Annotated in this window: 23 protein-coding genes and 4 pseudogenes; 21 read left to right on the top strand and 6 right to left on the bottom strand. The window is 61.8% G+C overall.

Features of this window, described 5'->3' with window-relative positions; all coding sequences use genetic code 11:
* The first annotated feature begins 31 nt into the window (after nt 1-31).
* Together C8K44_RS18050 and C8K44_RS18045 are read left to right on the top strand one after the other, a co-directional pair.
* The gene (locus C8K44_RS18050; protein ID WP_109577181.1) at nt 32-1,390 is read left to right on the top strand and encodes an acyl-CoA thioester hydrolase/BAAT C-terminal domain-containing protein; all 1,359 of its coding nucleotides are present in this window, start codon (nt 32-34) and stop codon (nt 1,388-1,390) included.
* Nucleotides 1,391-1,412: 22 nt separating this feature from the next.
* Nucleotides 1,413-2,303 carry a DUF1684 domain-containing protein gene (locus C8K44_RS18045; protein ID WP_245417528.1) on the top strand — a complete coding sequence of 297 codons (891 nt, stop codon included), beginning with the start codon at nt 1,413-1,415 and terminating at the stop codon, nt 2,301-2,303.
* Between the two features lie 178 nt (nt 2,304-2,481).
* On the opposite strand, the pseudogene C8K44_RS18040 reads toward C8K44_RS18045, so the two are convergent.
* The 4 genes and pseudogenes from C8K44_RS18040 to C8K44_RS18025 all read right to left on the bottom strand — a co-directional run.
* Nucleotides 2,482-3,163, bottom strand: a pseudogene (locus C8K44_RS18040) (IS6 family transposase).
* A gap of 45 nt (nt 3,164-3,208) precedes the next feature.
* A complete protein-coding gene (locus C8K44_RS18035) occupies nt 3,209-4,804 on the bottom strand; it encodes a Fic family protein (protein WP_109577179.1) in 1,596 nt (531 codons plus the stop codon).
* 258 nt (nt 4,805-5,062) lie between these two features.
* A complete protein-coding gene (locus C8K44_RS18030) occupies nt 5,063-5,476 on the bottom strand; it encodes an iron chelate uptake ABC transporter family permease subunit (RefSeq protein ID WP_281063002.1) in 414 nt (137 codons plus the stop codon).
* A 55-nt stretch (nt 5,477-5,531) separates the two neighbouring features.
* Nucleotides 5,532-6,010, bottom strand: a pseudogene (locus C8K44_RS18025) (DDE-type integrase/transposase/recombinase); the annotation flags it as partial.
* A gap of 90 nt (nt 6,011-6,100) precedes the next feature.
* On the opposite strand from C8K44_RS18025, the pseudogene C8K44_RS18020 reads away from it, so the two are divergent.
* Nucleotides 6,101-6,386 (top strand): annotated as a pseudogene (locus tag C8K44_RS18020) (IS6 family transposase); the annotation flags it as partial.
* 36 nt (nt 6,387-6,422) lie between these two features.
* Here the strand turns inward: C8K44_RS18020 and C8K44_RS27740 are convergent.
* A pseudogene (locus C8K44_RS27740) lies at nt 6,423-7,276 on the bottom strand (IS6 family transposase); the annotation flags it as partial.
* Nucleotides 7,277-7,490: 214 nt separating this feature from the next.
* Between C8K44_RS27740 and C8K44_RS18005 the strand changes: the two are divergent.
* The 18 genes from C8K44_RS18005 to C8K44_RS17920 all read left to right on the top strand — a co-directional run bounded on the left by C8K44_RS18005 (nt 7,491) and on the right by C8K44_RS17920 (nt 24,556).
* Nucleotides 7,491-7,688 carry a hypothetical protein gene (locus tag C8K44_RS18005; protein ID WP_158282753.1) on the top strand — a complete coding sequence of 66 codons (198 nt, stop codon included), beginning with the start codon at nt 7,491-7,493 and terminating at the stop codon, nt 7,686-7,688.
* Between the two features lie 170 nt (nt 7,689-7,858).
* On the top strand, nt 7,859-8,542 hold the full coding sequence (gene wrbA, locus C8K44_RS18000) for an NAD(P)H:quinone oxidoreductase (RefSeq protein WP_158282752.1): 684 nt from the start codon (nt 7,859-7,861) through the stop codon (nt 8,540-8,542).
* 14 nt (nt 8,543-8,556) lie between these two features.
* Nucleotides 8,557-9,141: a VOC family protein gene (locus C8K44_RS17995; RefSeq protein WP_146203959.1), complete on the top strand. Its 585-nt coding sequence runs from the start codon at nt 8,557-8,559 to the stop codon at nt 9,139-9,141.
* A 45-nt stretch (nt 9,142-9,186) separates the two neighbouring features.
* Nucleotides 9,187-10,194, top strand: coding sequence for a TAXI family TRAP transporter solute-binding subunit (locus C8K44_RS17990; protein WP_109577174.1), 1,008 nt, complete (start codon nt 9,187-9,189; stop codon nt 10,192-10,194).
* 59 nt (nt 10,195-10,253) lie between these two features.
* A complete protein-coding gene (locus C8K44_RS17985) occupies nt 10,254-11,510 on the top strand; it encodes a CoA transferase (RefSeq protein WP_109577173.1) in 1,257 nt (418 codons plus the stop codon).
* Entirely contained in the window at nt 11,507-12,478 is a 972-nt protein-coding gene (locus C8K44_RS17980; protein ID WP_109577172.1) for a hydroxymethylglutaryl-CoA lyase, read from the top strand. The genes C8K44_RS17985 and C8K44_RS17980 overlap by 4 nt, the downstream gene beginning before the upstream one ends.
* A 13-nt stretch (nt 12,479-12,491) precedes the next feature.
* A complete protein-coding gene (gene rraA, locus C8K44_RS17975) occupies nt 12,492-13,034 on the top strand; it encodes a ribonuclease E activity regulator RraA (RefSeq protein WP_199227132.1) in 543 nt (180 codons plus the stop codon).
* 52 nt (nt 13,035-13,086) lie between these two features.
* Complete coding sequence (locus C8K44_RS17970; protein ID WP_158282751.1) at nt 13,087-13,461, top strand: VOC family protein; 375 nt, start codon at nt 13,087-13,089, stop codon at nt 13,459-13,461.
* A 147-nt stretch (nt 13,462-13,608) separates the two neighbouring features.
* On the top strand, nt 13,609-14,562 hold the full coding sequence (locus C8K44_RS17965; RefSeq protein ID WP_146203958.1) for a hypothetical protein: 954 nt from the start codon (nt 13,609-13,611) through the stop codon (nt 14,560-14,562).
* Nucleotides 14,563-14,636: 74 nt separating this feature from the next.
* Nucleotides 14,637-15,356, top strand: a complete 720-nt coding sequence (locus tag C8K44_RS17960; RefSeq protein WP_109577169.1) for a dienelactone hydrolase family protein — start codon at nt 14,637-14,639, stop codon at nt 15,354-15,356.
* Nucleotides 15,357-15,483: 127 nt separating this feature from the next.
* On the top strand, nt 15,484-16,707 hold the full coding sequence (locus C8K44_RS17955; RefSeq protein WP_109577168.1) for an MFS transporter: 1,224 nt from the start codon (nt 15,484-15,486) through the stop codon (nt 16,705-16,707).
* A 155-nt stretch (nt 16,708-16,862) separates the two neighbouring features.
* On the top strand, nt 16,863-17,705 hold the full coding sequence (locus C8K44_RS17950; RefSeq protein WP_109577167.1) for a VOC family protein: 843 nt from the start codon (nt 16,863-16,865) through the stop codon (nt 17,703-17,705).
* Between the two features lie 10 nt (nt 17,706-17,715).
* Nucleotides 17,716-18,576, top strand: a complete 861-nt coding sequence (locus tag C8K44_RS17945) for a fumarylacetoacetate hydrolase family protein (protein WP_109577166.1) — start codon at nt 17,716-17,718, stop codon at nt 18,574-18,576.
* A 2-nt stretch (nt 18,577-18,578) separates the two neighbouring features.
* Nucleotides 18,579-19,364 (top strand): helix-turn-helix domain-containing protein, encoded by a 786-nt coding sequence (locus tag C8K44_RS17940; RefSeq protein ID WP_109577165.1) that lies wholly within the window; start codon nt 18,579-18,581, stop codon nt 19,362-19,364.
* Nucleotides 19,365-19,481: 117 nt separating this feature from the next.
* The gene (locus C8K44_RS17935) at nt 19,482-21,095 is read left to right on the top strand and encodes a bifunctional 3-(3-hydroxy-phenyl)propionate/3-hydroxycinnamic acid hydroxylase (RefSeq protein ID WP_109577164.1); all 1,614 of its coding nucleotides are present in this window, start codon (nt 19,482-19,484) and stop codon (nt 21,093-21,095) included.
* 600 nt (nt 21,096-21,695) lie between these two features.
* Entirely contained in the window at nt 21,696-22,673 is a 978-nt protein-coding gene (dctP, locus tag C8K44_RS17930) for a TRAP transporter substrate-binding protein DctP (protein ID WP_109577163.1), read from the top strand.
* Between the two features lie 66 nt (nt 22,674-22,739).
* On the top strand, nt 22,740-23,252 hold the full coding sequence (locus C8K44_RS17925; protein WP_158282750.1) for a TRAP transporter small permease: 513 nt from the start codon (nt 22,740-22,742) through the stop codon (nt 23,250-23,252).
* 2 nt (nt 23,253-23,254) lie between these two features.
* Nucleotides 23,255-24,556: a TRAP transporter large permease gene (locus tag C8K44_RS17920; protein ID WP_109577161.1), complete on the top strand. Its 1,302-nt coding sequence runs from the start codon at nt 23,255-23,257 to the stop codon at nt 24,554-24,556.
* Between the two features lie 38 nt (nt 24,557-24,594).
* Here C8K44_RS17920 and C8K44_RS17915 read toward each other — a convergent pair whose 3' ends face one another.
* Entirely contained in the window at nt 24,595-25,092 is a 498-nt protein-coding gene (locus C8K44_RS17915; RefSeq protein WP_109577284.1) for an Lrp/AsnC family transcriptional regulator, read from the bottom strand.
* Between the last annotated feature and the right edge of the window lie 190 nt (nt 25,093-25,282).

The raw sequence follows: 25,282 nt of genomic DNA, 5'->3' as shown, positions 1-25,282 counted from the left end.
GCCGCGCAGCCTAAAGAGTTGATGACCTAAGATGACGACGAAGCCTGTTTCCGCACCTGTCTTTTCCATCGATCCTGTTGACAGCCTGATCGATGAGCTGCGCCGGATTGTAGTCTCGGGCCTCGCTCCCGACGAACTTGTCGCCATCTCTGCCTACACCGAGCGTGCGCGTGGCGTGGTCTGGATGAGCCAGGCGACCTTCATGGCCGACGCACATGGCGTGGTCGACCTGACCAGCGATGCTCCCGTCGGCGGCGACTATGCCGAAGTGTCGGCGACGGGCCTGATCTGGGCTCAGCGACCCGTCGATAGCACGAGCGCTGAACTCTTTGCCGACGACGTCATGCGGCCGCTGGTAACGACGCTGACGGCCGAAACAGCTGATGGCATGAAGGCTGAGGCCGAGCTCTACCAGCGTTTCGCTGCAGCGGGCGTGGAGCGGAACGAAATCCGCGAGGACGGGCTGGTGGGAACGCTGTTCACCCCAGTGGGGCCAGGCCCTCATCCGGTCGTGGTGGTGCTCAACGGCTCGGGCGGCGGCATCAACGAACCCCGCGCCGCGCTGCTGGCCTCCCGTGGCTACCAGGCATTTGCGCTCGGCTACTTCAAGGCACCGGGCCTGTCGCCCTTCATTACCGAAACGCCGCTTGAGTATCTTGAGACTGGCCTTCGCTGGGCGCACCAGAAGCTTCAGCCAAAAGGCGGCTTCGTGGCGGTCAGCGGCCAGTCGCGCGGCGGCGAACTGGCACTCTTGCTCGGCGCCACCTTCCCGGACCTTGTTTCCGCCGTCATCGCCTTCGTACCCGGTGCCATGGTCCATGGCGCCCAGGGTGCCGGCGATCCGGCGCGTGGCGGCTGGCAAGGTGTAACCTGGACCAGGGACGGCATTGCCTTGCCGCATCTATGGCAGAACAACAACTCCGTTCGCTGGCACCCCTGGGCCGGCGATGCTCCGCCCAGCCGGCATCACTCGGTGTTCTTCGAGGGGCTTAAGGACACTGAACTTGCCGCCCGCGCGCGCATTCCGGTCGAAAACATCGCTGGGCCAGTGCTGCTGATCTCGGGCCGCGACGACCGTGCGTGGCCATCCAGCCTCTATTCGCGCATGGTTGTGTCGACCTTGAGCCAGCACGACCATCCTCATCTTGTCCGCCACCTCGACTTCGACGATGCCGGGCATGCCATCAACCTGCCGATCGTGCCATCGACGCAGCTCAGCCGCGAACACCCGGTCTCGAAAGTGCCCTACACCAATGGCGGCACGCCTTCTGGCAATGCCCGGGCAGACGTCGGCTCCTGGCGCGGCATGCTCGCCTTCCTGGACGAGCTGACCGGACCAGGCAGTCAAGGTGCAGCCCACCGGAACCCACATGCGCAAGCAGACAGCTGAATCCTTCGAAAGGGAGACGATCATGCCCACAACAGAACATTTGCAAGGCCAGTGGCGCGAATGGCGCTATGCCCATGTCGCCACGATGTTTCGCCCATACGGCTGGACCTCGCTGGTTGCCCAGTACTGGCTGGAAGCAGACGACAAGGATGTCAGTTTCGATCTGCTTCCAGGCACGTGGTCGGTCGAAGATGGCCGCGTTATGTTCACCCCGCCTGCCGAGGGACCATCACTCTCGGTGAACGGGAGTTATCCCACCGGTCCCGTCGAAATCATCCCAGGCCGCAACCAGACCTATGGCCACGGCAAGAGCCAGCCGGTCTATTTTGGCGTCAACGAGGTCGAGACGATCCTGCGCAGCAAGCACGATGGCCAGTCGCTGTTTGGTGTGCGCGTGCGAGACCCACGCGAGGCGACAAGCGTGGAGGAAGCAGGCGTCACCGATTTCGACTATGACCCGACATGGCGCATTCCCGGCGTTTACACGCCAACTGCGCTCACGGAGTTCGAGGCCGAAACCGTGGAGGCGGGTGTGCGTGAATCGACGCCGCGCATCGGCACTTTCACCTTCGAGCACAAAGGCAAAAGCTACAGCCTTTTGTTGATCGGCAAGGACACGGCGAACGGTGTCCAGCCCGTCGCGCACATTCGCGATCTGACCAGCGGTCCCGTCACCTATGGTGCCGGGCGTGTCATCGAACTGCAATTCGCCGACGATACCCAGACCCGCATCGACTGGATCGACTTCAACTACGCTGTGGCGCTGCCGTGCGCGTTCACGAATTTCGTCACCTGTCCGGTGGTTCCGCGTGAAAATCACCTCGATTTCGAGGTGCTAGCGGGCGAAAAGCGCCCCTCGCAGGATATTGCGCGCACGATGACCTATCAGCCCAAAGCCAACAGCGCTCGCTGACTGCGTCGCGGCTCACTTCGGGAAGTGTCCATCAACAAGCGGGCACCTGCCCGCGCCTGCGCTTCCTCTCGATCTAATGGAGCAGTGGCGTCACAGCGATTGCCCAATAAGGTTAAATTCGCCGTGAGCATCATGGACAGATGAGCTTGGATCATGCGGCCACACCCGCAATGGCCTTTCAATGTGCGAGCGCTGTAAGGCGATGCAGGTGGACGGCGATGGCTGAGTGTTTCGAGTGAGGCGGGACGAAGAGATTTCGGACTGCAGAGAAGATAAACAGGAAGCGTTGCAGGCCGCCTGGAGATTGAAATCCCTGCAGCCCGCTCTCGTTTTCGCAAGGGCAGGTGCGAGTTCTCGGCGCGATTGTTCAGACCCTTATGCGATCGATGCTCGACGGTGGGCATGACCTGGCGTCGTGCCGCTCCATAGGAGCGCAGTTTGTCAGTGACGATCTGCTTTGGCATGCATCCCTGCTTCTCATCAACCGGATCAGGAGACGCTTGGCAGCCTTGGTGTTGCGGCGCCTCTGGACGATCTCATCGAGAACATGGCCGTCCTGATCAAAGGCGCGCCACAGCCAGTGTTTTCTCCCGCCAATCGAAACGACCACTTCATCCAGATGCCAAACATCGCTGGAGCTTGGTGGTTTCCGGTTTCCGCCGCAAGCGGCCAGCATATTTTGGGCCGAACTTCTTCGCCCAACACCGGACCGTTTCATAAGAGGCGACGATGCCCCGTTCCAGCAGCATCTCTTCCACCAGACGCAGGCTCAGCGGAAATCGAACGTAGAGCCAGACCGTGTGAGCAATGACAGCGGGCGGAAAACGATGACGTTTGTAGCTGACAGTGGACTGGACCATGACTGCTGAATATCAGCCAACGGCTTCGCCCGCGTTAACCTGACATCACCGTTGTGAGGTATTCGTGCGCGTCGAAGGACTCTTGACCGAGCCTTTCCGCCAATTTGAATCTCCTAACTGCTCGGCCGACCACTTCACCCTCTCGGCCAGAAACGCCGCAAACGGCTTCACATTCATATTGCCGCTCGCCTCCTCCAGCCCCGCTAGGTACGCCTTCCGGTCTTCCACCCTGACAACGGTCCACGGATAGCCGCCGGACGCCAGCATGGCATTCATTAGAAACCGAGCCATGCGTCCATTGCCATCGGGGTAAGGGTGCACATAACCCACAAGCCAGTGCCCGACCACGGCGCGCACCGACGCTTCCTTCTCCGCCTCCAGCAAGTCGAACAGCTCGTACATGCCATCGGGTACCGCCTCTGTTCGCGGCGGTACATGCTGCGATCCACGCAGGTACACGGGGTGGTTACGGTAACCCGCAAGAGCGCTGGGCCTGAGTATGCCAGCCGTCACGGACGGCGCGAACAGCTCGCGGTACCACTCCCTGTGCGTATCACGCGTCAACGCGCCCGCAGGCGCGCCGTCGATGATGGCCGCAACGGACTCTTTGACTTTCTGGAACGCGAGATAATAGCCGCGCGCGGCAAGCGCATCGCGGTTTTTCCGGTCCGCTTCATCGATCTCCGGATTCCAGCTTCCTTCGCGCACGCGGTCGATCAACTCAGGCGTCACGCTGTAGCCTTCGATCGACAGCGAGTGGTAGGCATCGCTCTCGTAGATATCCTCGACGAACTTCATGTAGGCGCTCTTGTCGGACGGCAGGCCGGGCGCTTTCGGGAATATCTGTATGATCGCCTCGCGCTGGGATTCCCAGATGGCGCGCAGGCGCGCGACCAGCGGCGGTACACCGGCCGTTATGGTCGTGACGGCGGTCTGACCCGCGAACGGATCGGACTCGCGCACGTCGTACCCGGCCGCTTTGAAGGCAGACACTATTTCGTCGGCGAAGGCGTCGCGCCCCACACGGCGGAATGCGCCCGCAAGCCGCCCCGCCACGGCGGAGTGGCCGCCATCGAGCAGCAATGCCAGAACGGTTGACACGTCGCGCACGGAGGCCATGGCAACCTGCATTTCGATCGGCGCGCGCTGGAAGAACCCTTCCGGTACACGGATAAGCGCGGCCTCAACGGTGAGCACCCGCTGGCCGTTCTTTTCGGTCAGCTGTTCCGGCATTTCCTTGACCGCGAGGTCATAGAGGGAGGTACCGAACAGCAGGTCGAACTTGTTGTTCTTACCCTTGGGCGTGTTCACGACCACTTGAGGCGGGATCGTCGACGCTTCCGCATGCAGCAGGAGGGACTGCTCCGGAGACAGGAACCAGTCTTTGCCGAAACGGTCATTGCAATATAGGGAGCAAAATTCCCATAAGCTCGCATACCAGGGGGTGGTGTCCTGTTGCTGGGCCTGTGGCCCGGTGGCCATGACCCATCCTTTGATCACGTCGCGCAAAAAGCCGTTGGCCAAAAGCCGCTCCCGGTGGACGCGGGTCAGCTCGTCTGACTTGAATATGCGTCGCCCCCCCTCCTGCAGCTCTTTGAGGATGGCTAGGGACTCTGCAAGTTTCTCATGAGGCTTGGCCATGGCCGTGCCTTTGCAAGTTTTTTGTGTTGTGCGATTACACGTATATAATGCCGAGTCATTACAAGTCAATGATGCTGTGGAATCACAAGTGTATTATGCTGCGAATCTCATACCTGCAATACGGTCAATGGGTTAACCCGGAAACCGCCTCAAGCGAGACACTCTAAAATGACCAATTTCAAAGTTCCCATAAACGCCTAAAATGCGCACCGCTAGAGGTGAGGCAGGACGATGGTGCAGGCGACAGGCCGTTGGAAATCAATAAGAAACCAGCCTGAGCCCGGCCGCTCCTATCTTGTCAGCGCTACCTATGGAGAATAGCTGCACCCGCCGCAGCCGAACGAGCATGCGGGCAATATGCGGACCGACCAACCCGACAAAACCGATCGTGCCTACGAAAGCGGTTGCCGTCGCTGCAAGAAGCGAGATGCAGGCGAGCATCTCGAGACGTATGCGAGCGACCGGAACCCCAAGGCTTGCGGCACGGTCATCGCCCATGGCAAGCGCCGTCATCATCGAGTTGCGGGCCCAGCAGAGCGGTACCACCATCGCAAGCAGGCCGGCGCAGATCGCTATCTTGGTCCAGCTCGCACGTGCCAGGCTTCCCATCATCCAGAAAATAATCTGCTGCAGCTGGGTTTCAGAAGACTGACATTGGATGAAAGCGAGCAAGGGGCACCGTAAAGTTATGAGGCGACGGGTACAGCGATGGCCACTCGGTCAGGTTTCAGGCGGCATCGAGGTGAGCGATTTCACGCCAGGTCGTCATTGCGCTACGGCGGAGATCGCGATGGTCGGCGGACGATAGAGCGTGGCGAGGGAGGTGAAACAGATTGGCGATCAGGTCGTGGACGGAGACGAAGCGCTGGAGCTGACGTGACGAAGCGCTTCATAATCCGTTCCCTTCGCCGGATCGGCTGGTGTGAATTCTCCGCCCGGTTATTGAGGCCTTTATGAGAACGGTGCACGACATCCGGGCATGACATCCTGCCTTGCCCGGCCATAGGAGCGTAGCTTGTCAGTGATCATCACCCGAGGCGCATGGCCTTGCGCCTTCAGCAGCTTGCGCATCAACCGTTTCGCCGCGCCCGCATTTCGGCGACTTTGAACCAGAACCTCGAGGACGAAATCCTGATCGACGGCACGCCACAGCCACTACTTCCTGCCATTGATGGCCACCACGCATTCGTCCAGATGCCATTTGTCGCCCAGGCATCCGGCTGACCGTCGTTTGATCCCCTTGGCGGGTGATGTCAGGTTAACTGGGCTGAAGTTGTTAGCTGCTAGTGGGCGGTCATGATCCAGCCCATTGTCAGTTACAAGCGTCATCGTTTCCCGCCGTCGCGCCCATGCGGTCTGGCTCTACTTCCGATTTCCGCTGAGCCTGCGCCTAGTGGAGGAGATGCCGCTGGAGCGCGGTATCGTCGTCTCCTATGAGACGATCCGTTGCTGGGCGAGGAAGTTCGGCCCGGACTATGCCGGCCGTTTGCGTCGAAAACCGCCAAGCCCAAGCGATGTCTGGCATCTGGACGAGGTGGTCGTGACGATCGGCGGGAGGAACCACTGGTTCTGGCGTGCTGTGAGTTCTCGTTGAAGCGCGACTTTGCAGCGGCTCAAATTAGCCTGAGCGCCTCGACGCCGTCATCAGCTTTTGCCGGAACACCTCAGACGGTGTCTTGAAGCCGAGGCATTTACGCGGCGTGTTATTGAGGCGGTCGCAAATACCCTTCAGGTCGCTGTCGTTGACCGACAGAGGATCGAGGTCCCGCGGCAGCCATTTGCGGGCTCTGCGGTTGGTGTTTTCAACCGAACCTTTCTGCCACGGCGACTGCGGGTCGCAGAACCAGGTTTGCACGCCGAGCCCGGCTTGGAGATACGCCCAGTCGGTGACGAAAGGATTGGATCTTGGGGGGGCGGGACGATTTGATTTGGCGAAATGGTATCGGATAGATGAGAACAGCGAGACAAATCGTTGCAGCGAACCGATCGACCGAAATCCTTGTCGTGTTCGTTCCCGCTCTCGGAACGGCAGATGCGATTTCTTTGCGCGATTACTGAGACCTTTATGAGAGCGATGCTCGACATGCGGCATGACCTTTCGCAGGGCGGCACCAGCTTGTCGGTGATGATGCGTTTTGGCGCTGAGCCCTGTTTCTTCATAAGTCGAACCAGCAAACGCCTGGCAGCTTTGGTGTTGCGACGGGTTTGGACGATTTCATCCAGCACATAGCCGTCCTGATCGACGGCCCGCCACAGCCAGCACTTTCTGCCGCTAATGCGAACGACAGCCTCGTCGAGATACCATACGCCGTTGGACGAAAGCGATTTGCGGCGCAATCAGGCTGTGATCATGAAACTGTGCGATCGGCACCACCGGCGGATCGTTTCATACGAAACGGGCACACCGCGCTCCAACATCATCCCCTCGACTTCCCGCAGGCTGACATTGAACCGGCAATACGGCCAGAGCGAGAAACAATTTCAATTGGGAAGCGATGGTTATTATAGGTTGGCGCCGCGTTGTTCATCCTTCACGACTACCGCAAAGTAATTGATAAGAATTCAATGTGACAGCGCCGTGCACGACCATGAACGTCGACGACGTCACCGACACGCTCGACTTGGCGCTTGCCACGTCAGGCTGCTACAGCGTCAAGGTTACCACGGGAAGCCCTGCGGTGGCGCGATGGCGATGCGGCTGAAAGCCCGCTTCGATTCGCTGACCCCGGGCAAGAGGGCCGTCATCATGATCCTCCACGCCGACTACTTGAACATCTGGCCGGTCCACGACCCGATGCTGGCGATCACGGAGCAATCGCGAGACGATACCGACGCCACCACGACGTCAGTATTGCTGTTTATGGGGCTGCCAAACTTCGACTAGCGATCCGGTGGCCAGCCAGCTATGGCACGCGAACTCGCCGGAGACTATGTCCGTTCGCTTGATCTGCAGGGCCGCTCCCATCTGCCGGTTTGTTAGTCGTTGCGGCTAATAATGATAATAGGTTTGATATAGACATGCTCCGATTTCCATATTATGAGAATGATATGGAAATGAAGAGCAACCCTATCGCGAAAGTCGAGGCCCACCGTACGGGCCGGCCCGAGCTGCGCGTGCTGGTGTTGTTTCATTCCTGGAGCGGCAATACGCACTGCCTGGCAGAAGCCGTGGCCGCGGGTGCTGCGCTCGGGCCGGAGGTTAAGGTCGAGATGCGGCGCGTGGCGGAGCTTCGCGACGAGCAGGTGCTTCTGCAGGATCAGCGCATCGGCTCCAAGTTTGCCGTGTTTCGGGCGTGCCCGGTGGCGACCTCCGACGATGTGATCGGGGCGGATGTGCTGGTCCTTGGCTGCCCGACGCGGATGGGCACCATGTCGGCCGAAATGAAATGCTTCATCGACGGGCTGAGCACGCTGTGGCGGGCAGGGGCCTTCGAAGACAAGGTCGGCGCTGCCTTCACCACGGCGTCGACGCCGCATGGCGGCCACGAGATGACCCTGATGTCGCTTGCCGTGGCGATGACGCATCTGGGTATGGTGATTGCCTCTCCGGGCTACACGGCGGCGATATTTGAAGATGCTGGCTCGCCTTACGGCGCCACTGCGACCTCGAAGGTGCAGGGTGTAAGGGTGCGGCCATCGGAGGCGGACCAAGCCGCGGCGAGGGCACTGGGCAGGCGCGCGGCGCGTGTCGGTCAGTTGCTCCAGCGCGGCAGGGATGCCGAAAAAGTTCTCAGCTAAAGGAGGAAACAAACGTGTCTACAACTGAGATCGGCCTACAGAACAGGACCATGGCGCCCGGCGAGCGGGACAAGAGCCGAGAGAATGCATTCGGCCTCGCTAGTGTCGACCATTTCGCGCTGCCTACGCGCAACATCGCGCTAATGGAGCGTTTCGTACGTGAAGTACTCGGCGGCGTGCCCTACTACTATGCCGGCTTTGATGAGACTGACCGCAACATGGGTCGCGTGCCCCACATCTTCATCCGCGTCGGTGACGTGCTGTTCCAGTGCACCGAGGTGCCGGAAGGCGACATGACCGTGCGCAAGGATGACGAGAACATCGCCCCGCACGTGGCGTTCAAGGTCACGGCCAAGGACCTCGAAGCCAATTTCGAGCGCCTGAAGAAGATCATCCCGGTGTCGGGGCCCTACCGTCACCGCGGCATCGACTGCACCACCTTCTACTTCATGACTCCGGAAGGTCACAAGCTCGAGATCTGTACATGGGAGCCCTATCCCGAGGACAAGTCGCTGATGATGGGCGCGCCGGGCGTCGGCATCATGAAGTGGTCCGACCTTGCCCACGACTGGCCGAACGTGCCGGGCAAATCCGCCTGACATTTCGCCACGCCCGCCGCAAGCCAACATTGAATAGAGGTTACCTTGATCATTCTCGACGACGACCATCCGGTCGAATTCAAGATGCTGACGCCGGGCTTCAACTGGCTGCGGCTGGGCGCGGTGCTGGCGCATGCGCTGAACGGCTATCACAGCCCGCTGCCCAAGGGGTCGACCATCTCGACCCATACCAAGCATGCCGGCCAGATGTGCTTCGAAGGGCCTGAGCTGGTGCATCGCGGCGTCTATCACACCGGCATGTCCTCGCCGCCATGGCTGGTGAAGGCGATCAGCGAGGCCAAGGTCGCCTCCAATCACGAACTCGACCTGGTGGCGCTGGCCGTGCTGCCGCACCACGACGTATCGACGATGATGGTGCGCAAGGAACTGGGCATCACCAGCATCGAGCAGATCCGCGACCGCAAGATTCCGCTGCGTGTCGGCATCCCGCCGCGTGGCATGGATCATCCAGGCGGTTGGATCATCGACAAGGTACTGGAAGAATACGGCTTCAGTCTTGCCGACATCGAAGCCTGGGGCGGCCAGGTCATCGATTCCGACCGGGCGCCGATTGAGGCGCTTGCGGTACACGTCAAGCAGAAGAGCCGTATCGACAAGCTGCGTGACGGCGAGCTCGACGCGATCTTCGACGAGGCGATCATGACCAAGCCATGGAAGGATATGACCGATACCGTCGACATGCAGTTCCTGTCGATCGACGAGGCGGTGCTGAATCGGCTCGAAGCCAAATATGGCGCCAGGACGGCGACCCTGCCGGCTGGTAAGTTCCGCCTGCAGAACCAGGACGTGGCCTGCGTCGACTTCAGCGGCTGGTGCCTGTATTGCCGCCGCGATCTGCCAGAGCGCTATGCCTATCTCGTCACCCAGGCGATCGTGCAGCATGCCTCGGAGGTCGAGGGCATGTATCCCAGCCCGTTCAGCCCGCTGACCTCGCCGATCAGCGCGCAGGTGTTGTGCACCGACACTGCGCTGCCGTTTCATGCCGGCGCCATCCGCTTCTATGAGGAACAGGGCGCAAAGATCGGCGGATAGCTGCCGATCACGATGCCGCGGTGGAGGCCGCGGCAATCAACTTTGGGAGGAGAGTTGCGATGAGTACGCACGTCGAGGACGGGCGATCGGTAACTTGCGATCAGGCACCGGCGCTGTCCAGCGGGCCGCTGTCGCAGATCAGGGTGGTCGAGCTCGGCTCGTTCATCGCCGGCCCGTTCTGCGGCCAGCTGCTTGCCGACCTGGGAGCGGAGGTCATCAAGATCGAGCCGCCGATCATCGGCGACGCGATGCGCCAGTGGGGTGCGGTAAAGGCCACCAACGGGCGTTCGCTGTGGTGGCCGGTCATCGGCCGCAACAAGCGCTCCGTTACCCTTAACCTGCGCAAGCCCGAAGCCCAGCAGATCGTACGTGAACTTGTTCGCGACGCAGACGTTCTGATCGAGAACTTCCGACCAGGAACGCTGGAACGATGGGGACTTGCACCCGACACGCTGCGCCAGGAAAACGACAAGCTCATCGTTGCCCGCGTGTCGGGTTTCGGCCAGACCGGCCCCTACAGCGACCGGGCCGGCTTCGGCGCCATCGCCGAGGCGATGAGCGGCCTCAGGAGCCTCACTGGCCATCCCGACAGGATGCCAACGCGTGTGGGCATTTCGATCGGTGACTCGCTCGCCGGTCTTTATGCCACGATTGGCGTGCTCTCGGCGTTGGTGGCGCGGCCGTGTAGTCAAGGCAAGGGACAGGACGTTGACGTGTCGATCGCCGAGAGCGTGCTCGGCGTTCTCGAAAGCGTTATCTCCGAATTCGCTGAAACGGGCGCGATCCGCAAGCGCACCGGCCCGCTCCTTCCCGGTATCGCTCCTTCAAATCTCTATCCCACCGCTGATGGCCAGCCCGTGCTGATCGGCGCCAATGCCGACGGCCTGTTCAAGGAACTGGCTATCGCCATGGATGCGGCGGAGCTCGCAATTGACGAACGATTTGCAAGCCATGCGGCGCGTGGCCGCTACCAGCATGAACTCGACGAGATCATTGCCAGCTGGACAGTGACCAAGACACAAGCCGAATTGCTGGAGCTGATGGACGAGCATGGCGTCCCCGCGGGGCCCGTCAACGACGCAAGGGCGGTCGCCGAAGATCCACATTTCAGGGCACGCGAGGCAGTTCTTGAGGTGCCCGATCCAACGCTGGGCAGCGTGACCATGCAAGGGGTTTTCCCAAAACTCTCGGCGACGCCAGGACGTGTCCGCTGGACCGGTCCGGAACTCGGCGCCGACACCGACGACATCCTATCCCGCCGGCTCGGTTTAGACGCCGAACAGATCGCGCGGTTGCGGCAGGACGGGGTGGCATGACCGGGGTAGGCACTTTCGGCGTCTCTGGCGGGGCGCTGCCCAAGTCGGTCAGGATCGTGGAGGTCGGGCCGCGCGACGGCCTCCAGAATGAGAAGGGTGTCGTGCCCCTCGCAGCCAAGCTGTCGCTTGTCGAGAGCCTTATCGCTGCCGGGCTGAAGACGATCGAGGCCGGCAGCTTCGTTGCGGCGCGCTGGGTGCCGCAAATGGCGGACACCGACCGCATCGTTGCGCATTTCCGTGGCGGCGAAGGCGTCGAGTTGCCGGTGCTGGTCCCCAACCTTCGCGGCCTGGAACTGGCCAAGGAGGCCGGCGCGCGCACGGTCGCCATCTTTGCCGCGGCGACAGAAAGCTTTGCGCGTGCCAACCTCCGCGCCTCGCGCCAGGAAAGTCTAGCGCGCTTCGCCGAAGTGGCGGCGGGGGCGCAAGCTTACGGCATGCGGATCCGGGGCTATGTCTCATGCGCGGTGCACTGCCCCTATGAAGGCTGGGTCAAACCCGGCGGCGCCGCCGAAATCGCTGCCAGCCTGAGCGAGATGGGCTGCTACGAAATTTCCATGTGCGACACGACAGGCGCAGCCTCGCCAAGGCTGGCCAGGGCAATGGCCGAAGCCGCGATCGCCGCCATTCCACGCGAACAGGTGGCTGTGCATTTCCACGACACCTACGGCCAGGCCCTTGCCAACACGCTGACATGCCTCGAGCTGGGCATTTCGGTGGTCGACAGCTCGGTCTCTGGTCTCGGCGGATGCCCGTTTTCGCCTGGGGCCGCTGGCAATCTCGCGACCGAAGACCTGGTCTACATGCTTGATGGGCTTGGCATCGAAACCGGTGTCGACCTCATGGCGCTGGTCGAGGCCGGTCGGCAGATTTCCGATGTTCTGAGTCGCAAGCCGGCCAGCCGAACGGCACTGGCGATGGCTGGGGGCCGGACGCCGGCCGCAACATGCAATGCACCGCACTCCAACTGAAGGCGACTCGACGATGATGGTGACAACTGCCGATCTCTACGACCACTACCACCAGACGCTCCACGTTTGCGAACTGCAGTTTCGCAGTTTCGGCCGCCGCAAGCGCTTCTTTGGGCAATGCGCGACGGTGTGGACGCATGAGGACCATTTGCCGGTCCTGAACGCGCTGAAGGCGGACGGCAGGGGCAAAGTGCTGGTCGTCGACGGTGGCGGTTCGCTCAGAGTTGGCATCATGGGCGATCGCATCGCAAGCGTTGCCGTCGCAAATAACTGGGCGGGTGTGGTGATCTACGGCGCGGTGCGCGACTCTTGTGCCATCGACGAGCTAGACATCGGCGTCAAGGCGCTGGGCGCGACCGCGCGGCGTGGTTGGAATCCGGTTTCGGGTGTCGGCAAGGGCGTCGTCAATTTCGGCGGAGCCCTATTCAGCCCCGGCCAATGGGTCTATGCCGACGAGGACTGTGTCCTGGTCAGCCCGAATGAACTCGACTTTGAGCTTGGGAGTCAGACGGCAGCCCCCCTATCGGCGCTCGAAGTGGCGGCAAACTACAAGTGACGGTACAGGAAGCCGGAGCTGTGGCACAAGCGGGCCAGCGGGTGTAAGGGCGATGTTCACGCTGGATCATCTTCATTGCTGGAACCGGGAGCCGGAAGCAGCCGCCCAGGCCTATGTCGACATGTTCGGGGCGGAGCGGCTTTCTGCCAGCAACACGGCAAATGGCCTTCGCGTCGTCATACGCCTGGCTGGTCAGCTGATCTATGTCGAACAGGCGCCGGCAGGCGGGGCCGAACCCGACCGCAACGGATTGGAGCATTTTGCGCTTTCAACGGATGAGTTTGATAGGGCTGTCGCCGAATTGCGGCGCAAAGGCGCGCGGTTTCCCGTCGAGCCGAAACAGGCCCGGCCCGGTGTCCGCGTCGCCTTCGTCGAGGTTCCGGACGGTGGGCGCGTCGAGATCGTCGAACGAGGTGCGTGCGAGTAAGGCGGCGCAACAATCGTTACGAAAATACCAAAATATGATAATATGATGTTGACTTGTGGCATAATTACCTAATTATGATAAGTATGTAAGTTCACCGGACGTAAAAAGTCACAATCGTCCAGAAGTGATGCATTAAGGGGAAACGCTATGAACCGTCGCACATTCCTAGGCAGCTCCGCAGTACTCGCCGCATCGTTGATCGCCTACAAAAACACCGCCCTGGCCCAGGCTATGGGTACGGACCCGGATCCTGCACCGGTCGGCCTGAAGACGGTTGAGGCCATCTACAAGAGTTCGAACGGCAATGTCGTGGCAATGGATTCGCTGCTCTACATCTATGACAAGAGCATCACCATCAACGATGTCGTCATTGCCGGCTCCTATTGTGGCGCAGCCAACCTGCCTCATGCCATCAAGACCGGCGTCAAGGCGATGATCGCGCACAATGCCGGCATCGGCAAAGACGACGCAGGCATCGGCGCCCTGTATCTCGGCGAAAAGCACGACTTCCCGGTCGCTGCGGTGGAATGCCTGTCGGCTTCGATCTCGAACGGCCGCTCGATGGCGGCTGGCATCATCAGCCACGCCAACGCCCAGGCGCTGGCTCTTGGCGTGAAGCCGGGCCAAAACGTGACCGAGGCAGCCAAGCTCCTGCTCGCTGCCCAGGCCGGCAAACCGAGCGATGTCGCGGTGCCGTTCGACAAGAAGGTTTTCGAAAAGGACAAGGTCGGCAGCAGCCGCATCTACGCGTCCTCGGCCCTGACCAATCTCCTGCCGGAAGACGACCACAGCAACGACGTCATCGCCTGGGGTGCGCATTCGGGCTCCATCGCCGCCGATCTCGTCAAGAAGTGGAAGGTCAAGGGCTGGATCGGCAACGACGCGGGCATGGCCAAGAACCACACCGGCATTGGCGGCCTGCCGGCATGCAACGCCATTGGCGTGGCTGCTGCCGCAGTGGCGGCCTTGTCGGCGCGCATCGGTGATGGCGTCAGCACCTATGAGGACGGCATTATCTCGGCGGCCAACGACCTCGCTCGTCAGAAGGGCGTGCGCGACGGAATGAAGGCATCCGAAGCGCTACGGCTGCTCGCTGCCTAACACTTCAATCCAGAGGCCGGTGGTGTTGTCCGGCCTCCCAACGGCTGTTCAATCCCAACCGAGGAGCATGTGCCATGCGGACCGAAGATTTCGACTACAACCACACGGGGCGGAGTTTCGGCGCGTATGCTGCCTATGACGAGACGCAGACCGGCAAGCGTCCGGGCGTGCTGGTGATCCACGACCTGTGGGGCCTGGGCGAACAGCCCAAGGAGCGGGCCCGCCGGCTGGCCGAACTCGGCTATGTCGGTCTCGCCATCGACCTCTTCGGCGGCCGGTTCCAGCCCAAGGCACTGAACGAGGCCCTGCCGATCGTCGGCGAAATGCGCGCCAATTCGCGCAGCTTCCGTGATCGCCTGCGCGCTGGTCTCGAGCAACTTGCCAACCATCCGCAGGTCGATTCCTCGCGCCTGGGCGCGATCGGCTTCTGCCTTGGTGGCATCTCGGTGCTGGAGCTTGCCCGAGACGGTGCGGACCTTAAGGGCGTTGTCTGCTTCCACGGCAACCTCGATGCTGTCGATCCGGCGCAAAAGGGCGCGGTCAAGTCCAAGGTGCTGGTCTGCACCGGCGGCGGCGATGGCATCGTTCCCGATACCCAGATCTCGACCTTCCAGGACGAAATGCGCAACGCCGAGGCCGACTGGCAGGTCAACGTCTATGGCGGCGCCGAGCACAGCTTCACCAACATCTATGCCGATCGCGCTGGCATTCCCGGCGTGGCCTATCACGAAAGGGCCGACCGCCGCTCGTGGGAAGCCATGCGCAGCTTCTTTGCCGAAGCCTTTGCGAAGTAACAGCTGACGACCGGCCGTCGCCGCCTTCGGGCGGTGACCGCCGCGCAGCATTCAGCCGCCGCTTTTCGCTCAAAAATGCCTCGCGGCGGCGGCCAGCCGGGCAATTGTTCCAGTCCGGATAACAGCCATGCTTGTCGAAAAGACCAGGCCCGCGGCCGAGGCAGCGCGCGCGCCTATCCCATGGCGCGCGGTCGCGCTGCTGTCGCTCGCGGCGTTTGCCAGCGCCGCTTCCATTCGCGTCGCCGACCCGCTTCTGCCGGCGATCGGCGGTGAGTTCGGTGTTAGCACCGGAGTCGCGGCCAATGTGGTGATCGCGTTTTCCATAACCTATGGCATGTTCCAGCTGGTCGGCGGCCTGATCGGCGACAGGTTCGGCAAATTCCGCACCGCCACCGTCGCGACGCTGCTTTCGGGGTTCGGCGCGCTGCTGTGCGTCTACGCCGTTTCGATCGACGCGCTGACCCTCGCGCGCCTGGCGTCGGGTGCGACAGCAGCGGCGATCATGCCGATGGCACTGGCCTGGATTGGCGATTCGGTCGATTTCGAACAGCGCCAGAACGTGCTAGCCCGCTTCCTGCCGGGCCAGATCCTCGGCGTGATATTCGGCCAGGCGATCGGCGGCGTGCTCGGCGAATTCATGGGCTGGCGCAGTGTTTTCCTGGTCATTGCGTGCCTGCAATTCGCCGTCGGCGCGGCGATGCTGTTCGAGCTCTGGTTGAGGCGAAAGGCCGAAACTAAGTCATTCGTCCAGGATCTGGGCCCTGTCGCGCTCTTCAAGCGCATGGGCAGCCTGCTGCGCGACGGCTGGGTGCGCACCGTCCTTGGCGCTGTGTTCATCGAAGGCTTTGCCGTTTTCGGGGCAATGGCGTTCCTGGCCAGCCATCTGCAACAGCGGTTCGGCCTGGGCGTCGGTGGCGCGGGCGTGGTCGTTGCTACCTTCGGCCTGGGCGGACTCATCTTCTCCGCTACTTCACAGCGCCTGCTCGACTGGATGGGGCCGGCCGGACTGGCGCGGCGCGGCGGGCTCGTGCTTTCCATCGCCTTCGGCGTGCTCAGCGTCATGCCCACCGTATGGCTGGCACCTGTGCTCACCGCTGTAATGGGCCTTGGCTTCTACATGCTGCACAACACGCTGCAGGTAAGCGCGACGCAGATGGCGCCCGAGGCGCGGGGCACCGGCGTGGCGATCTATGCCTCGTCGCTGTTCTTTGGCCAAACGGCGGGCGTCGCGGCGGCTGCGCTGGTCTTCGACAGATGGGGTGCAGGCCCGGTATTCATTGCCGCATCGATCATCCTGCCGGTGCTCGCTTCCTGGTTTGCAGTCCGACTCGGCACGAGCAGCGGCCGTTAATGCGCCGCGCGGACGTGCCGGGACGAGGGAAAGCCCTTCCCAGCGATACTTTGCGCCAGTTTTTGCCAAAGTGAAAATGCATGATAGTCAAAAAATGAGAATATCGGATTGACATTTTGTGTTATTTTATCATAATACGGGTATAGGAGATCGACATGAAGCTTACGACCGTTGAGGCGGGTGCGTATCTGCACCACATCCATCTTCACAGCCCGGATCCGGACGCCCTGGCGCAGTTCTATAGCGACACGATGGACATGCCGGTCGTCGAGCGCGAAGGCGACATCATCATCTGCCGTGGTCCGCGCCGCCGGGTCCTGATCAGCAAGGGGCCGGCCAAGAAGCTGGCGCATTGTGCCTTTGCATGCCGCGACGTTGATGGGCTCAAGCGCATTTACGAGCGCGCCATCGCAGAGGGGCTCGACCCGCGTACCTTCTCGACGCCGCTGCTTGGACCGGGTGCATTCGTGGTTCGCGATCCCGATGGCAACCATGTGGTCTTCGGCATGGCCAAGGGCGGCGACGAGATCAAGGTTGGCATCAAGGGCCCGATCCAGCACCTGACGCTTGCTTCGCAAGACATCGGCGCCATCGAGCGCTTCTACGCCGGCATGCTGGGCTTTGCCGTGTCGGACCGCGTTCTTGGCGAGGACGGTGAGGTGATGACCTGCTTCATGCGTTCCAATCATGAGCACCACACGCTTGCCTGCTTCCTTCATCGCAACCGTTCGGGCATCGACCACCACTCCTACGAGGCTGGCGATTTCACCACGATCCGCGATTGGTGCGACCGTTTCGCCGACCGCGAGATCAAGCTGATGTGGGGGCCGGGGCGCCATGCGCCGGGCAACAATATCTTCATTTTCATCGTCGATCCGGACGGGAACTGGATCGAGGTTTCGGCCGAACTCGAGGTCGTCTACGACCGTCCGGTTCGTGAATGGCCGCATGTCGAGCGCACGCTCAACATGTGGGGCGACGGCCTGATGCGGGCCTGAGGAGAGCCGCATGCGTTTTGTATCTTTTCAAGCCGAAGGCAATGCGAGCTACGGCATCGTCACCAGCCGGGGCGTTCACGATCTCGGTGCCCGTATCGGCTCCGTCGTTCCGGACCTGAAGTCCTATCTCAAGGCATCGGAACTCGGGCTCGTGCCGTCGGCCAAGGCGGATCTTGCTGCCGACTACCCGGTTGACGACATCGCCTACCTGCCGCCGGTAACCGAGCCGGGCAAGGTCATCTGCGTCGGCCTCAACTATGAGGGCCATCGCCTGGAGACAGGGCGACCGAAGCAGACCTATCCGACGCTTTTCGCGCGCTTTGCCGACACGCTGATCGGTCACAACGTTGCGATCCGCCGTCCGCCGGTTTCCGAGGCGCTCGATTATGAGGGCGAGCTTGCGGTGGTCATCGGTCGTAGCGGTTTCCGGATTCCCAAGAGCGAGGCCGCGTCGTTCGTTGCCGGCTATTCCTGCTTCAACGATGCGTCGCTGCGCGACTTCCAGAACCACACGCACCAGTTCATGCCAGGCAAGAACTTCCCAGGCACCGGTGCATTCGGCCCCTTCATGGTGACCCCCGATGAAGTCGGCGCGCTTGGCGACCTCAAGATCGAGACCCGTCTCAATGGCACGGTCGTCCAGCAGGCCAAGCTGGAGGAGCTGTTGTTTTCCATCGAGGAACTGATCGCATACATCTCGATCTTCACTCCGCTTGCACCCGGCGATGTGCTGGTCACGGGTACGCCGGGTGGTGTCGGCTTCAAGCGCGTGCCGCCTCTGTACATGAAACCTGGCGATGTTGTTGAAGTCGAGATTGATAAAGTTGGTCAATTACGCAATGAAATCACAGAGGAACTGCCGAAGGGATAACCATGTCAGGATTGGATCGGTTTGTTGCGGTTCTGTCGTTATATAGCGAGAGCGCAGATGTCTGGTCCGTCCAGGAGATGGCGAATGCCTTGGACGTGCCTGCAAGCACCGTCTACCGCATCGTTCGGGACCTGGTGAAGGCATCGTTCCTCGAACCGGCGACCGGCGCCCGCTATCGGCTGGGTTCTGCGTTTCCGCGATACGACAGGCTGGCGCGCAATACCGATCCGGTGGTGCGCGCCGGAAGCTCGCTGCTACACGAAGTCGTCCTGCAGGCGCGGGTACCGTGTGTTGCCTTGCTGTCACGGCTTTGCAACGACATGGTCATGTGTATTGACCACGAAGCCGCCAAGAATGTCGAGTTCGAGTGGAGCCTGTTCGAGCGGGGCCGGCCGATCCCGCTGACCAGGGGGTCGACGTCGAAGGTGATACTGGCCCAGCTTCCCGCCCAGCAGCGCAAGAAGCTGCTTGCCAGTGGAAGCGGTAACGGTTCGGCGGAGGCCGCCGAGCTTAGCCAGAAGGGCGACCTGTTCACCTTCATCCGCAAGCAGGGCTACCATATTTCCTATGGCGAGATCGATCCGGCGCTGATCGCTATCGCCGCACCGATTTCGGTGCCGGAAATGGGGCTGTCGGCGAGCATCAGCCTCATTCTCGAGGCCAGGATCAACCACGAGGACCTGGAACGCCGGCTGGTGCTCCTGCTTGTCTCGTCGGCCAGCCTTCTGACCGAACAGTTGCGGCGCTCGGACGAGGGCGCGATCGCAAGCCACAGCGCCGTCGGATAGACCAGCGCGCATATCAATAAGGGACCGCAGAGGTCGTGACCCCGTCGGCTGGGCTTCCGGGGGCGCTGGGCGCATGTCTTGTGAGCGCCAGCGAAGCAATGGGAAGGAACGGCGGAGATGGCCGATTATCAATGCGATGTCGCGGTGCTCGGTGCCGGTCCGACAGGTTTGACCGTGGCCAATTTGCTCGGACAGGCCGGCGTCCGTGTCATCCTGATCGAGCGAAACGCCTCTACTGTCGGCGAACCGCGCGCGGTTTCGATCGACGACGAATCGCTGCGGACGATGCAGGCGGCCGGGCTGGTCAACGACGTGCTCAAGGATGTCGCCCAGGACTACGGCTCCTATTACTACTCTGCACGTGGAACTCGGTTTCTCGCCGTCGCGCCCAGTAGTCGCGATTACGGCTTTCCCAAACGCAACGCCTTTTCGCAGCCGGTGATCGAGGCAACGCTGTGCAGAGGTCTCGGTCGCTTTGCCAACGTTGAAACCCTGTTTGGGCACGAGTGCGAAGCGATCGACGAGCATGCCGACGGAATCCTGCTCACCATAAGGGCGGCTGATGGCCGCGCGGTCACCGTGCGCGCAGCCTATCTTGTCGGCAGCGACGGGGCCCGCTCGATGGCGCGAAAACATGTTGGCGCGACGTTCGAAGGTTCGACCTACAAGCAGCGGTGGCTGATCGTCGACCTGGCTTCAACCCGCGAGCGGCTGCGTCAGACCCGCATCATGTGCGATCCAGCACGTCCGTTCATCACGCTGCCTGGGCCGGGTGGCATCCGCCGCTACGAATTCCTGCTGCACGACCACGAAAACGACGGCTCGATGACCAGCGACGAGGCAATCCACCGGCTGCTCTCGGCTCATGGGCCCGATGCCGACCAGCCGATTGTACGCAGGCAGATCTACACCTTCCATGCCCGCATTGCCGACCACTGGAGTACCGAGCGGATCTACCTCGCTGGTGACGCCGCGCATCTGTCGCCGCCATTTGCGGGGCAGGGCATGAACAGCGGCATTCGCGACGCGCATAACATCGCCTGGAAGCTCGCCTCCGTGGTCAAGGGCGAGATCGGACCGGGGTTGCTGAAGTCTTACCAAGCCGAGAGGCGGCCGCACGCGGCAGCGCTGATCCAGCTCGCGGTACGCTCGGGCGGTGTGATGGTGCCTTCGTCGCGTCTGCACGCCTGGCTGGTGCAGACGGCCTTCCGGATCAGCAGCCTCATTCCGCGCGTGCAATCCTATTTTGCCCAGATGAAATACAAGCCCAAGCCGCATTATACCGAAGGCTTCATCAGGACCGACGACGACGAGCTCGACATCGTCGGTCGGATGGTCTTGCAGCCGATGATCGAGACGGCAAGCGGCCAGCGCGTGTTGCTCGACGATATGATGGGGCCAGGGTTCCGTCTGGTAGCATATGGCGAAGATGCCCAACGTGTTCTGGACGAGGCGCGTGAGCATTGGATGGGCTTTGATGTCGGGCGCCCACTCGCGGTCCTTCCGTCGACGGTGCTGCCGGACCGTACGGCTGCCGCTGATATCGAGGTGGTGCGCGAGCTGGACGGGTTGATGGGCGCAGTCATGCCCGCAGGTCGCGCGGTGCTGATGCTCATTCGCCCCGACCGGTACGTGGCAGCCGCGACGGCCGGTTCGCCTGCAGTCTTTGCCGACCAGATCAAGGCGATGGTGGCAACATGCGGTGAGGTCGCCGGTCTGCCTGCAAACTGACAGAGGATGTTCAAGACCCCTTGCAGCGCTTTCCCGCAACGCGGTTCGCCGGCGTCAGGCACGTGGGAGGTGCTTGCGCGCATTGCTTGGTGCAGGATGGCGCATCCTTAGCTTGGCGGCTGGTCTCTCAAATGCTCAGGCAGGACATGATGACTAGCGGCGCGCCGACTCGCCGTTTCGGGGAAAGAGCAGCAGAAATTTTCCGTTCCCCGCAGGGGGGATGCCCTTTCATCTCAGCGATGCGCGATGTCGAGTCGCCGCCAGGCCATGCCTTTGTTTGCCTGCCTGCCTGGCCGTTCTGAAATGAGCCTTGGGCCAGGCGACAGTCATCGCCAACTTGCCGAGATACCGAGCATCGGGTCCGTCCGCAAAGCGGTATCGCTATCCCGTCCTTGTCGTGAGACGGGACGTCATGATAATATCAAAAAATGATAAATCCGATATTTAGCATTTACATATTTATCATATTACGTAATTATTGCTGAATGGCCTGCGCATTCTTTTGAGGCTCGATGGTGATGTCCTGCCCGGCACAATGGTCCGGTGAGGGCGCCGGAGGAGGTCGAGCCGGGCGTGGGCCGCATCGAAGGGAGGAAATCGATGAAGTTCTTCAGAATTTGCATTGCCGCCGTCGTGGCGTTCGCGCCTTTTGGCGCCGCAGCAGACGAGGTTGTTCTCAAGTCAGTGTCGACCTGGCCGAGTTCGTATGCCGTGGTGAAGGAATATCTTCGCTTCGTCGACCGTGTGAACGAGACTGGCCAAGGTGTTGTCCGGATCGAGCATGTCGGCGGTCCTGAAGTCGTTCCCGCCGACCAGCAGGACACGGCGATCCGCAACGGCGTGTTCGACATCCAGTTCGGTGCCGCTTCCTACTATTCGGGCGTGGTTCCGGAAGCTGATGCGCTGAAGGCATCTGAGCTCTCGCCGATCGAGGCGCGCAAGGCCGGCGCGATCGAGCTTCTCTCCGGTATCTGGCGCAAGAAGCTGAATGCCGAAGTTCTGGGCTGGATGAGCGGTGGCATCGGCTTCTACCTCTACCTGACCGAAGCGCCGAAGCTGACCGATGAGGGTGTACCGGATCTGCGCGGCCTGAAGCTGCGCTCGTCCTCGGCATACAAGGACTGGTTCGAGGCGATGGGGGCGACCAATGTGATGATGGCGCCGCCCGAAACTTTCTCTGCCTTCGAGCGTGGCATGGTCGACGGTCTCGCGGCAACTGGGATCAATTTCCGTGATGTTGGCGTTACCAAGTTCATCAAGGCGCGCGTGAGCCCCGCCGTCTGGCAGATCGATACGCTGATCGTGATGAATGCCGGCAAGTTCGATTCCGTATCGGAAGCCGCCCGCAAGGTGCTGGTCGACGCCGCAATCGCGCAGGAAGCGCAGACCATGGATGCCTACCGCATCCAGGCCGACGAAGAAGCGGCCGAAATCGCCAAGTCCGGCGTGCAGCTCGTCGAGCTGAGCGCCGACGCCGGGGCCAAATACAAGGCTTTGGCCCATGAACTCGTTTGGGAGCGTCTGGCGCGCAATGCGCCCGACAACGCCGACGCGCTGCGTCGCGCACTCTCCAGGTAATCCTCCCAAGGTGCCGTCGGCGCGAAGGACGCGTCGGCGGCACGGCCGTGAATCTGGAGATCGAACGTGGCTTCCATTGCAAAGACCTATGATACTGTCAGCGACGCATGCTGCGTCGGACTTTCGGGCGCAGCCCTGGTATTTACCTGCGTATCCGTCCTTTACGACGTCGGCGCTCGCGCCTCCGGCCTGCAACCGCCGATCTGGACGAGTGCGGCGACCGAATACGCCATGCTGCTGTTGACCATGGCGATCGCTCCCTACCTGGTGCGCCATCACGGCCATGTGCGTATCGAAATCCTCAACCGGACCTTGCCCGCCGTCGGGCAGAAGCTGCTGCACAGGGGCGTCAGCCTAATGGGCTGCGGGGTTTGCATGGTGATCTTTGTGATCGCCATGCGCATGGGCATCGATGTCCATAGCCGCGGCGAACTCGACATCCGCTCGATCGAGATGCCGCGCTGGGTGCTGTTTGCAGCCATCGCCGCCGGCTTCGGCCTGTGCGCGGTCGAGTTCTTGCGGCAGGGCCTGTCGCCGGCGAACGACGCCGAAGCCCACGACGCGACGGGAGGGCTGTGACCATGATCTGGTATCTCTCGGGTACACTGCTCATCGGGCTGATCATCGCGTCGATGGCCTCGACGCTACCGGTTGCCTTTGCCTTCCTGCTTGCCAACATGATCGGCGTCTTGGTTTTCATCGGCGGCCAGGCAGGCCTGGAACAACTTGTCGCCAATGCGACGACCTCGATCACATCGTTCACGCTGGTGACGATCCCACTATTCATCCTGATGGGCGAGCTGTTCTTCCATACAGGTGTTTCGAACCGCATCTTCGACGTGCTCGACAAGCTGTTCGGCCGATTGCCGGGCCGGTTGTCCTACATGACCGTGTCGGGCGGCACGCTGTTTGCGGCGCTGTCCGGGTCGAGCATGGCAAACACGGCTCTGCTCGGCGCCTCGCTGCTGCCGGAGATGACGCGGCGCGGCTACAAGGACCATCTCTCCATGGGGCCGATCGTTGCCTGCGGCGGCCTGGCGATCATCATTCCGCCTTCGGGCCTCGCCGTCCTGCTCGGCAGCCTTGCCCATCTCGACATCGGGGCGCTGCTGCTTGCCGGACTGGTGCCCGGCCTACTGCTGGCGCTGCTCTACGCGGCGGTGATCTTCATCTCGGTTCGGATCGATCCCGACGCCGCGCCGCGCTACGATGTCAAGCCGGCAAGCTGGGGCGAGATCACTCGGCTTGTCGCCATCAACCTGCTGCCGATGGCGTTTGTCATCTTCCTCGTCGTCGGTCTGATCGTGCTTGGCCTCGCGACCCCGACAGAGTCCGCGGCATTCGGCGTGCTCGGCGTGGTCATCGTCGCGGCCGGCTTCCGCAGCCTCAGTGTCGTGGCATTCCGGAACGCGATCGTCGGATCGGCCAAGGTCAGTGGCATGGTGTTCCTGATCATCATGGGCTCGTCGACGTTCAGCCAGCTGTTGGCCTTCTCCGGCGCGTCGCCGGGGCTGATCTCCTGGGCGACGTCGCTCGATGTCGCGCCAGTGGTCCTGCTTGCGGCGATGTTCGGGGTCCTGTTGTTCCTCGGCCTGTTCATGGAAGCGGCATCGATCATGATGCTGACCGTGCCGATCTTCTTTCCACTGGCGCTCGGACTCGGCTACGACCCGATCTGGTTCGGTATTGTCATGCTGATTTCGCTGGAGATTGGGCTCGCCACGCCGCCATTCGGCATGGGCCTGTTCGTCTTGCTTGGCGTCGCACCCAAGGGCACGTCGCTAGGACAGGTCAGCCTGGCCGTGCTGCCCTACCTCGCCTGCACCCTGTTCCTGGTCCTGCTGCTGGTGGCGTTCCCACAACTGACCGCGACCTTCAGATGATGGCGGCGATCCTCGACATAGACACTGCAACGCGTGGGCTATTTGCGCGTCCGCGTACTGGTGAGGTCCTCGAGCGGCAGAGCGGTCTTGTACTTGACCTGCTTGAGGGCAAAGCTCGAGCGGATGTTTGCGACGCCGCGCGTCTTGGACAGGCGGTCGACGATGAAGTGCTGGAGCGCGACGGTGTCGCGCACCACCACGCGCAGAAGATAGTCAGAATCGCCGGTCATCAGGTAGCACTCCATGACCTCTGGAAAGCGTGCCATCGCTGCCTCGAAAACCTCGAGCAGCGCCTCGGTCTGCTTTTCCAGCGTGACCTGTATGAAGACGCTGACGTTGGCGCCCAGCATCACCGGATCGAGCAGGGCGACGCGGCGGATGATGACGCCCGCGTCTTCCAGCGTACGCACGCGGGCAAGACAGGGGGAAGCCGACAGGCCGACGCGCGCGGCAAGTTCGACATTGGTCAGGCTGGCGTCCTCCTGGATCTCGGTAAGGATGCGCATGTCTATCGCGTCAAGGTTCATTTGCAGCATATCCTGTTCAAAGGGCAAATTGATCCGATAATATCTGCTGCAACTATCAGAATTTGCAACACCTTCGGCAGGAAATGCCGGAGCCTTGCCGCTATCCTCGCGCGCAAGTGGAAACTCAAGGAGCTGGAGCGCCATCATGCTCAACAAGACCCCTTCCGACGCCATTGGTGAGGTCCACGCCGGACATGAC

The sequence above is a fragment of the Aminobacter sp. AP02 genome (genome assembly GCF_003148805.1).
In the GTDB taxonomy this organism is placed as follows: domain Bacteria; phylum Pseudomonadota; class Alphaproteobacteria; order Rhizobiales; family Rhizobiaceae; genus Aminobacter.
Note: the sequence above shows the minus strand (reverse complement) of the source record. Positions and strands in the feature narration are given on the sequence as shown.

Coding starts and splice junctions, on each gene's coding strand:
- C8K44_RS17915 (WP_109577284.1), bottom strand. CDS start 25,092: ATGCTGCAAATGAACCTTGACGCGATAGACATGCGCATCCTTACCGAG.
- C8K44_RS17950 (WP_109577167.1), top strand. CDS start 16,863: ATGAAGCTTACGACCGTTGAGGCGGGTGCGTATCTGCACCACATCCAT.
- C8K44_RS18005 (WP_158282753.1), top strand. CDS start 7,491: ATGGCGATGCGGCTGAAAGCCCGCTTCGATTCGCTGACCCCGGGCAAG.
- C8K44_RS17965 (WP_146203958.1), top strand. CDS start 13,609: ATGAACCGTCGCACATTCCTAGGCAGCTCCGCAGTACTCGCCGCATCG.
- C8K44_RS17980 (WP_109577172.1), top strand. CDS start 11,507: ATGACCGGGGTAGGCACTTTCGGCGTCTCTGGCGGGGCGCTGCCCAAG.
- C8K44_RS17960 (WP_109577169.1), top strand. CDS start 14,637: ATGCGGACCGAAGATTTCGACTACAACCACACGGGGCGGAGTTTCGGC.
- C8K44_RS17970 (WP_158282751.1), top strand. CDS start 13,087: ATGTTCACGCTGGATCATCTTCATTGCTGGAACCGGGAGCCGGAAGCA.
- C8K44_RS18035 (WP_109577179.1), bottom strand. CDS start 4,804: ATGGCCAAGCCTCATGAGAAACTTGCAGAGTCCCTAGCCATCCTCAAA.
- rraA (WP_199227132.1), top strand. CDS start 12,492: ATGATGGTGACAACTGCCGATCTCTACGACCACTACCACCAGACGCTC.
- C8K44_RS18045 (WP_245417528.1), top strand. CDS start 1,413: ATGCCCACAACAGAACATTTGCAAGGCCAGTGGCGCGAATGGCGCTAT.
- C8K44_RS17920 (WP_109577161.1), top strand. CDS start 23,255: ATGATCTGGTATCTCTCGGGTACACTGCTCATCGGGCTGATCATCGCG.
- C8K44_RS17935 (WP_109577164.1), top strand. CDS start 19,482: ATGGCCGATTATCAATGCGATGTCGCGGTGCTCGGTGCCGGTCCGACA.
- dctP (WP_109577163.1), top strand. CDS start 21,696: ATGAAGTTCTTCAGAATTTGCATTGCCGCCGTCGTGGCGTTCGCGCCT.
- C8K44_RS17945 (WP_109577166.1), top strand. CDS start 17,716: ATGCGTTTTGTATCTTTTCAAGCCGAAGGCAATGCGAGCTACGGCATC.
- C8K44_RS17955 (WP_109577168.1), top strand. CDS start 15,484: ATGCTTGTCGAAAAGACCAGGCCCGCGGCCGAGGCAGCGCGCGCGCCT.
- C8K44_RS17940 (WP_109577165.1), top strand. CDS start 18,579: ATGTCAGGATTGGATCGGTTTGTTGCGGTTCTGTCGTTATATAGCGAG.
- wrbA (WP_158282752.1), top strand. CDS start 7,859: ATGAAGAGCAACCCTATCGCGAAAGTCGAGGCCCACCGTACGGGCCGG.
- C8K44_RS18050 (WP_109577181.1), top strand. CDS start 32: ATGACGACGAAGCCTGTTTCCGCACCTGTCTTTTCCATCGATCCTGTT.
- C8K44_RS17985 (WP_109577173.1), top strand. CDS start 10,254: ATGAGTACGCACGTCGAGGACGGGCGATCGGTAACTTGCGATCAGGCA.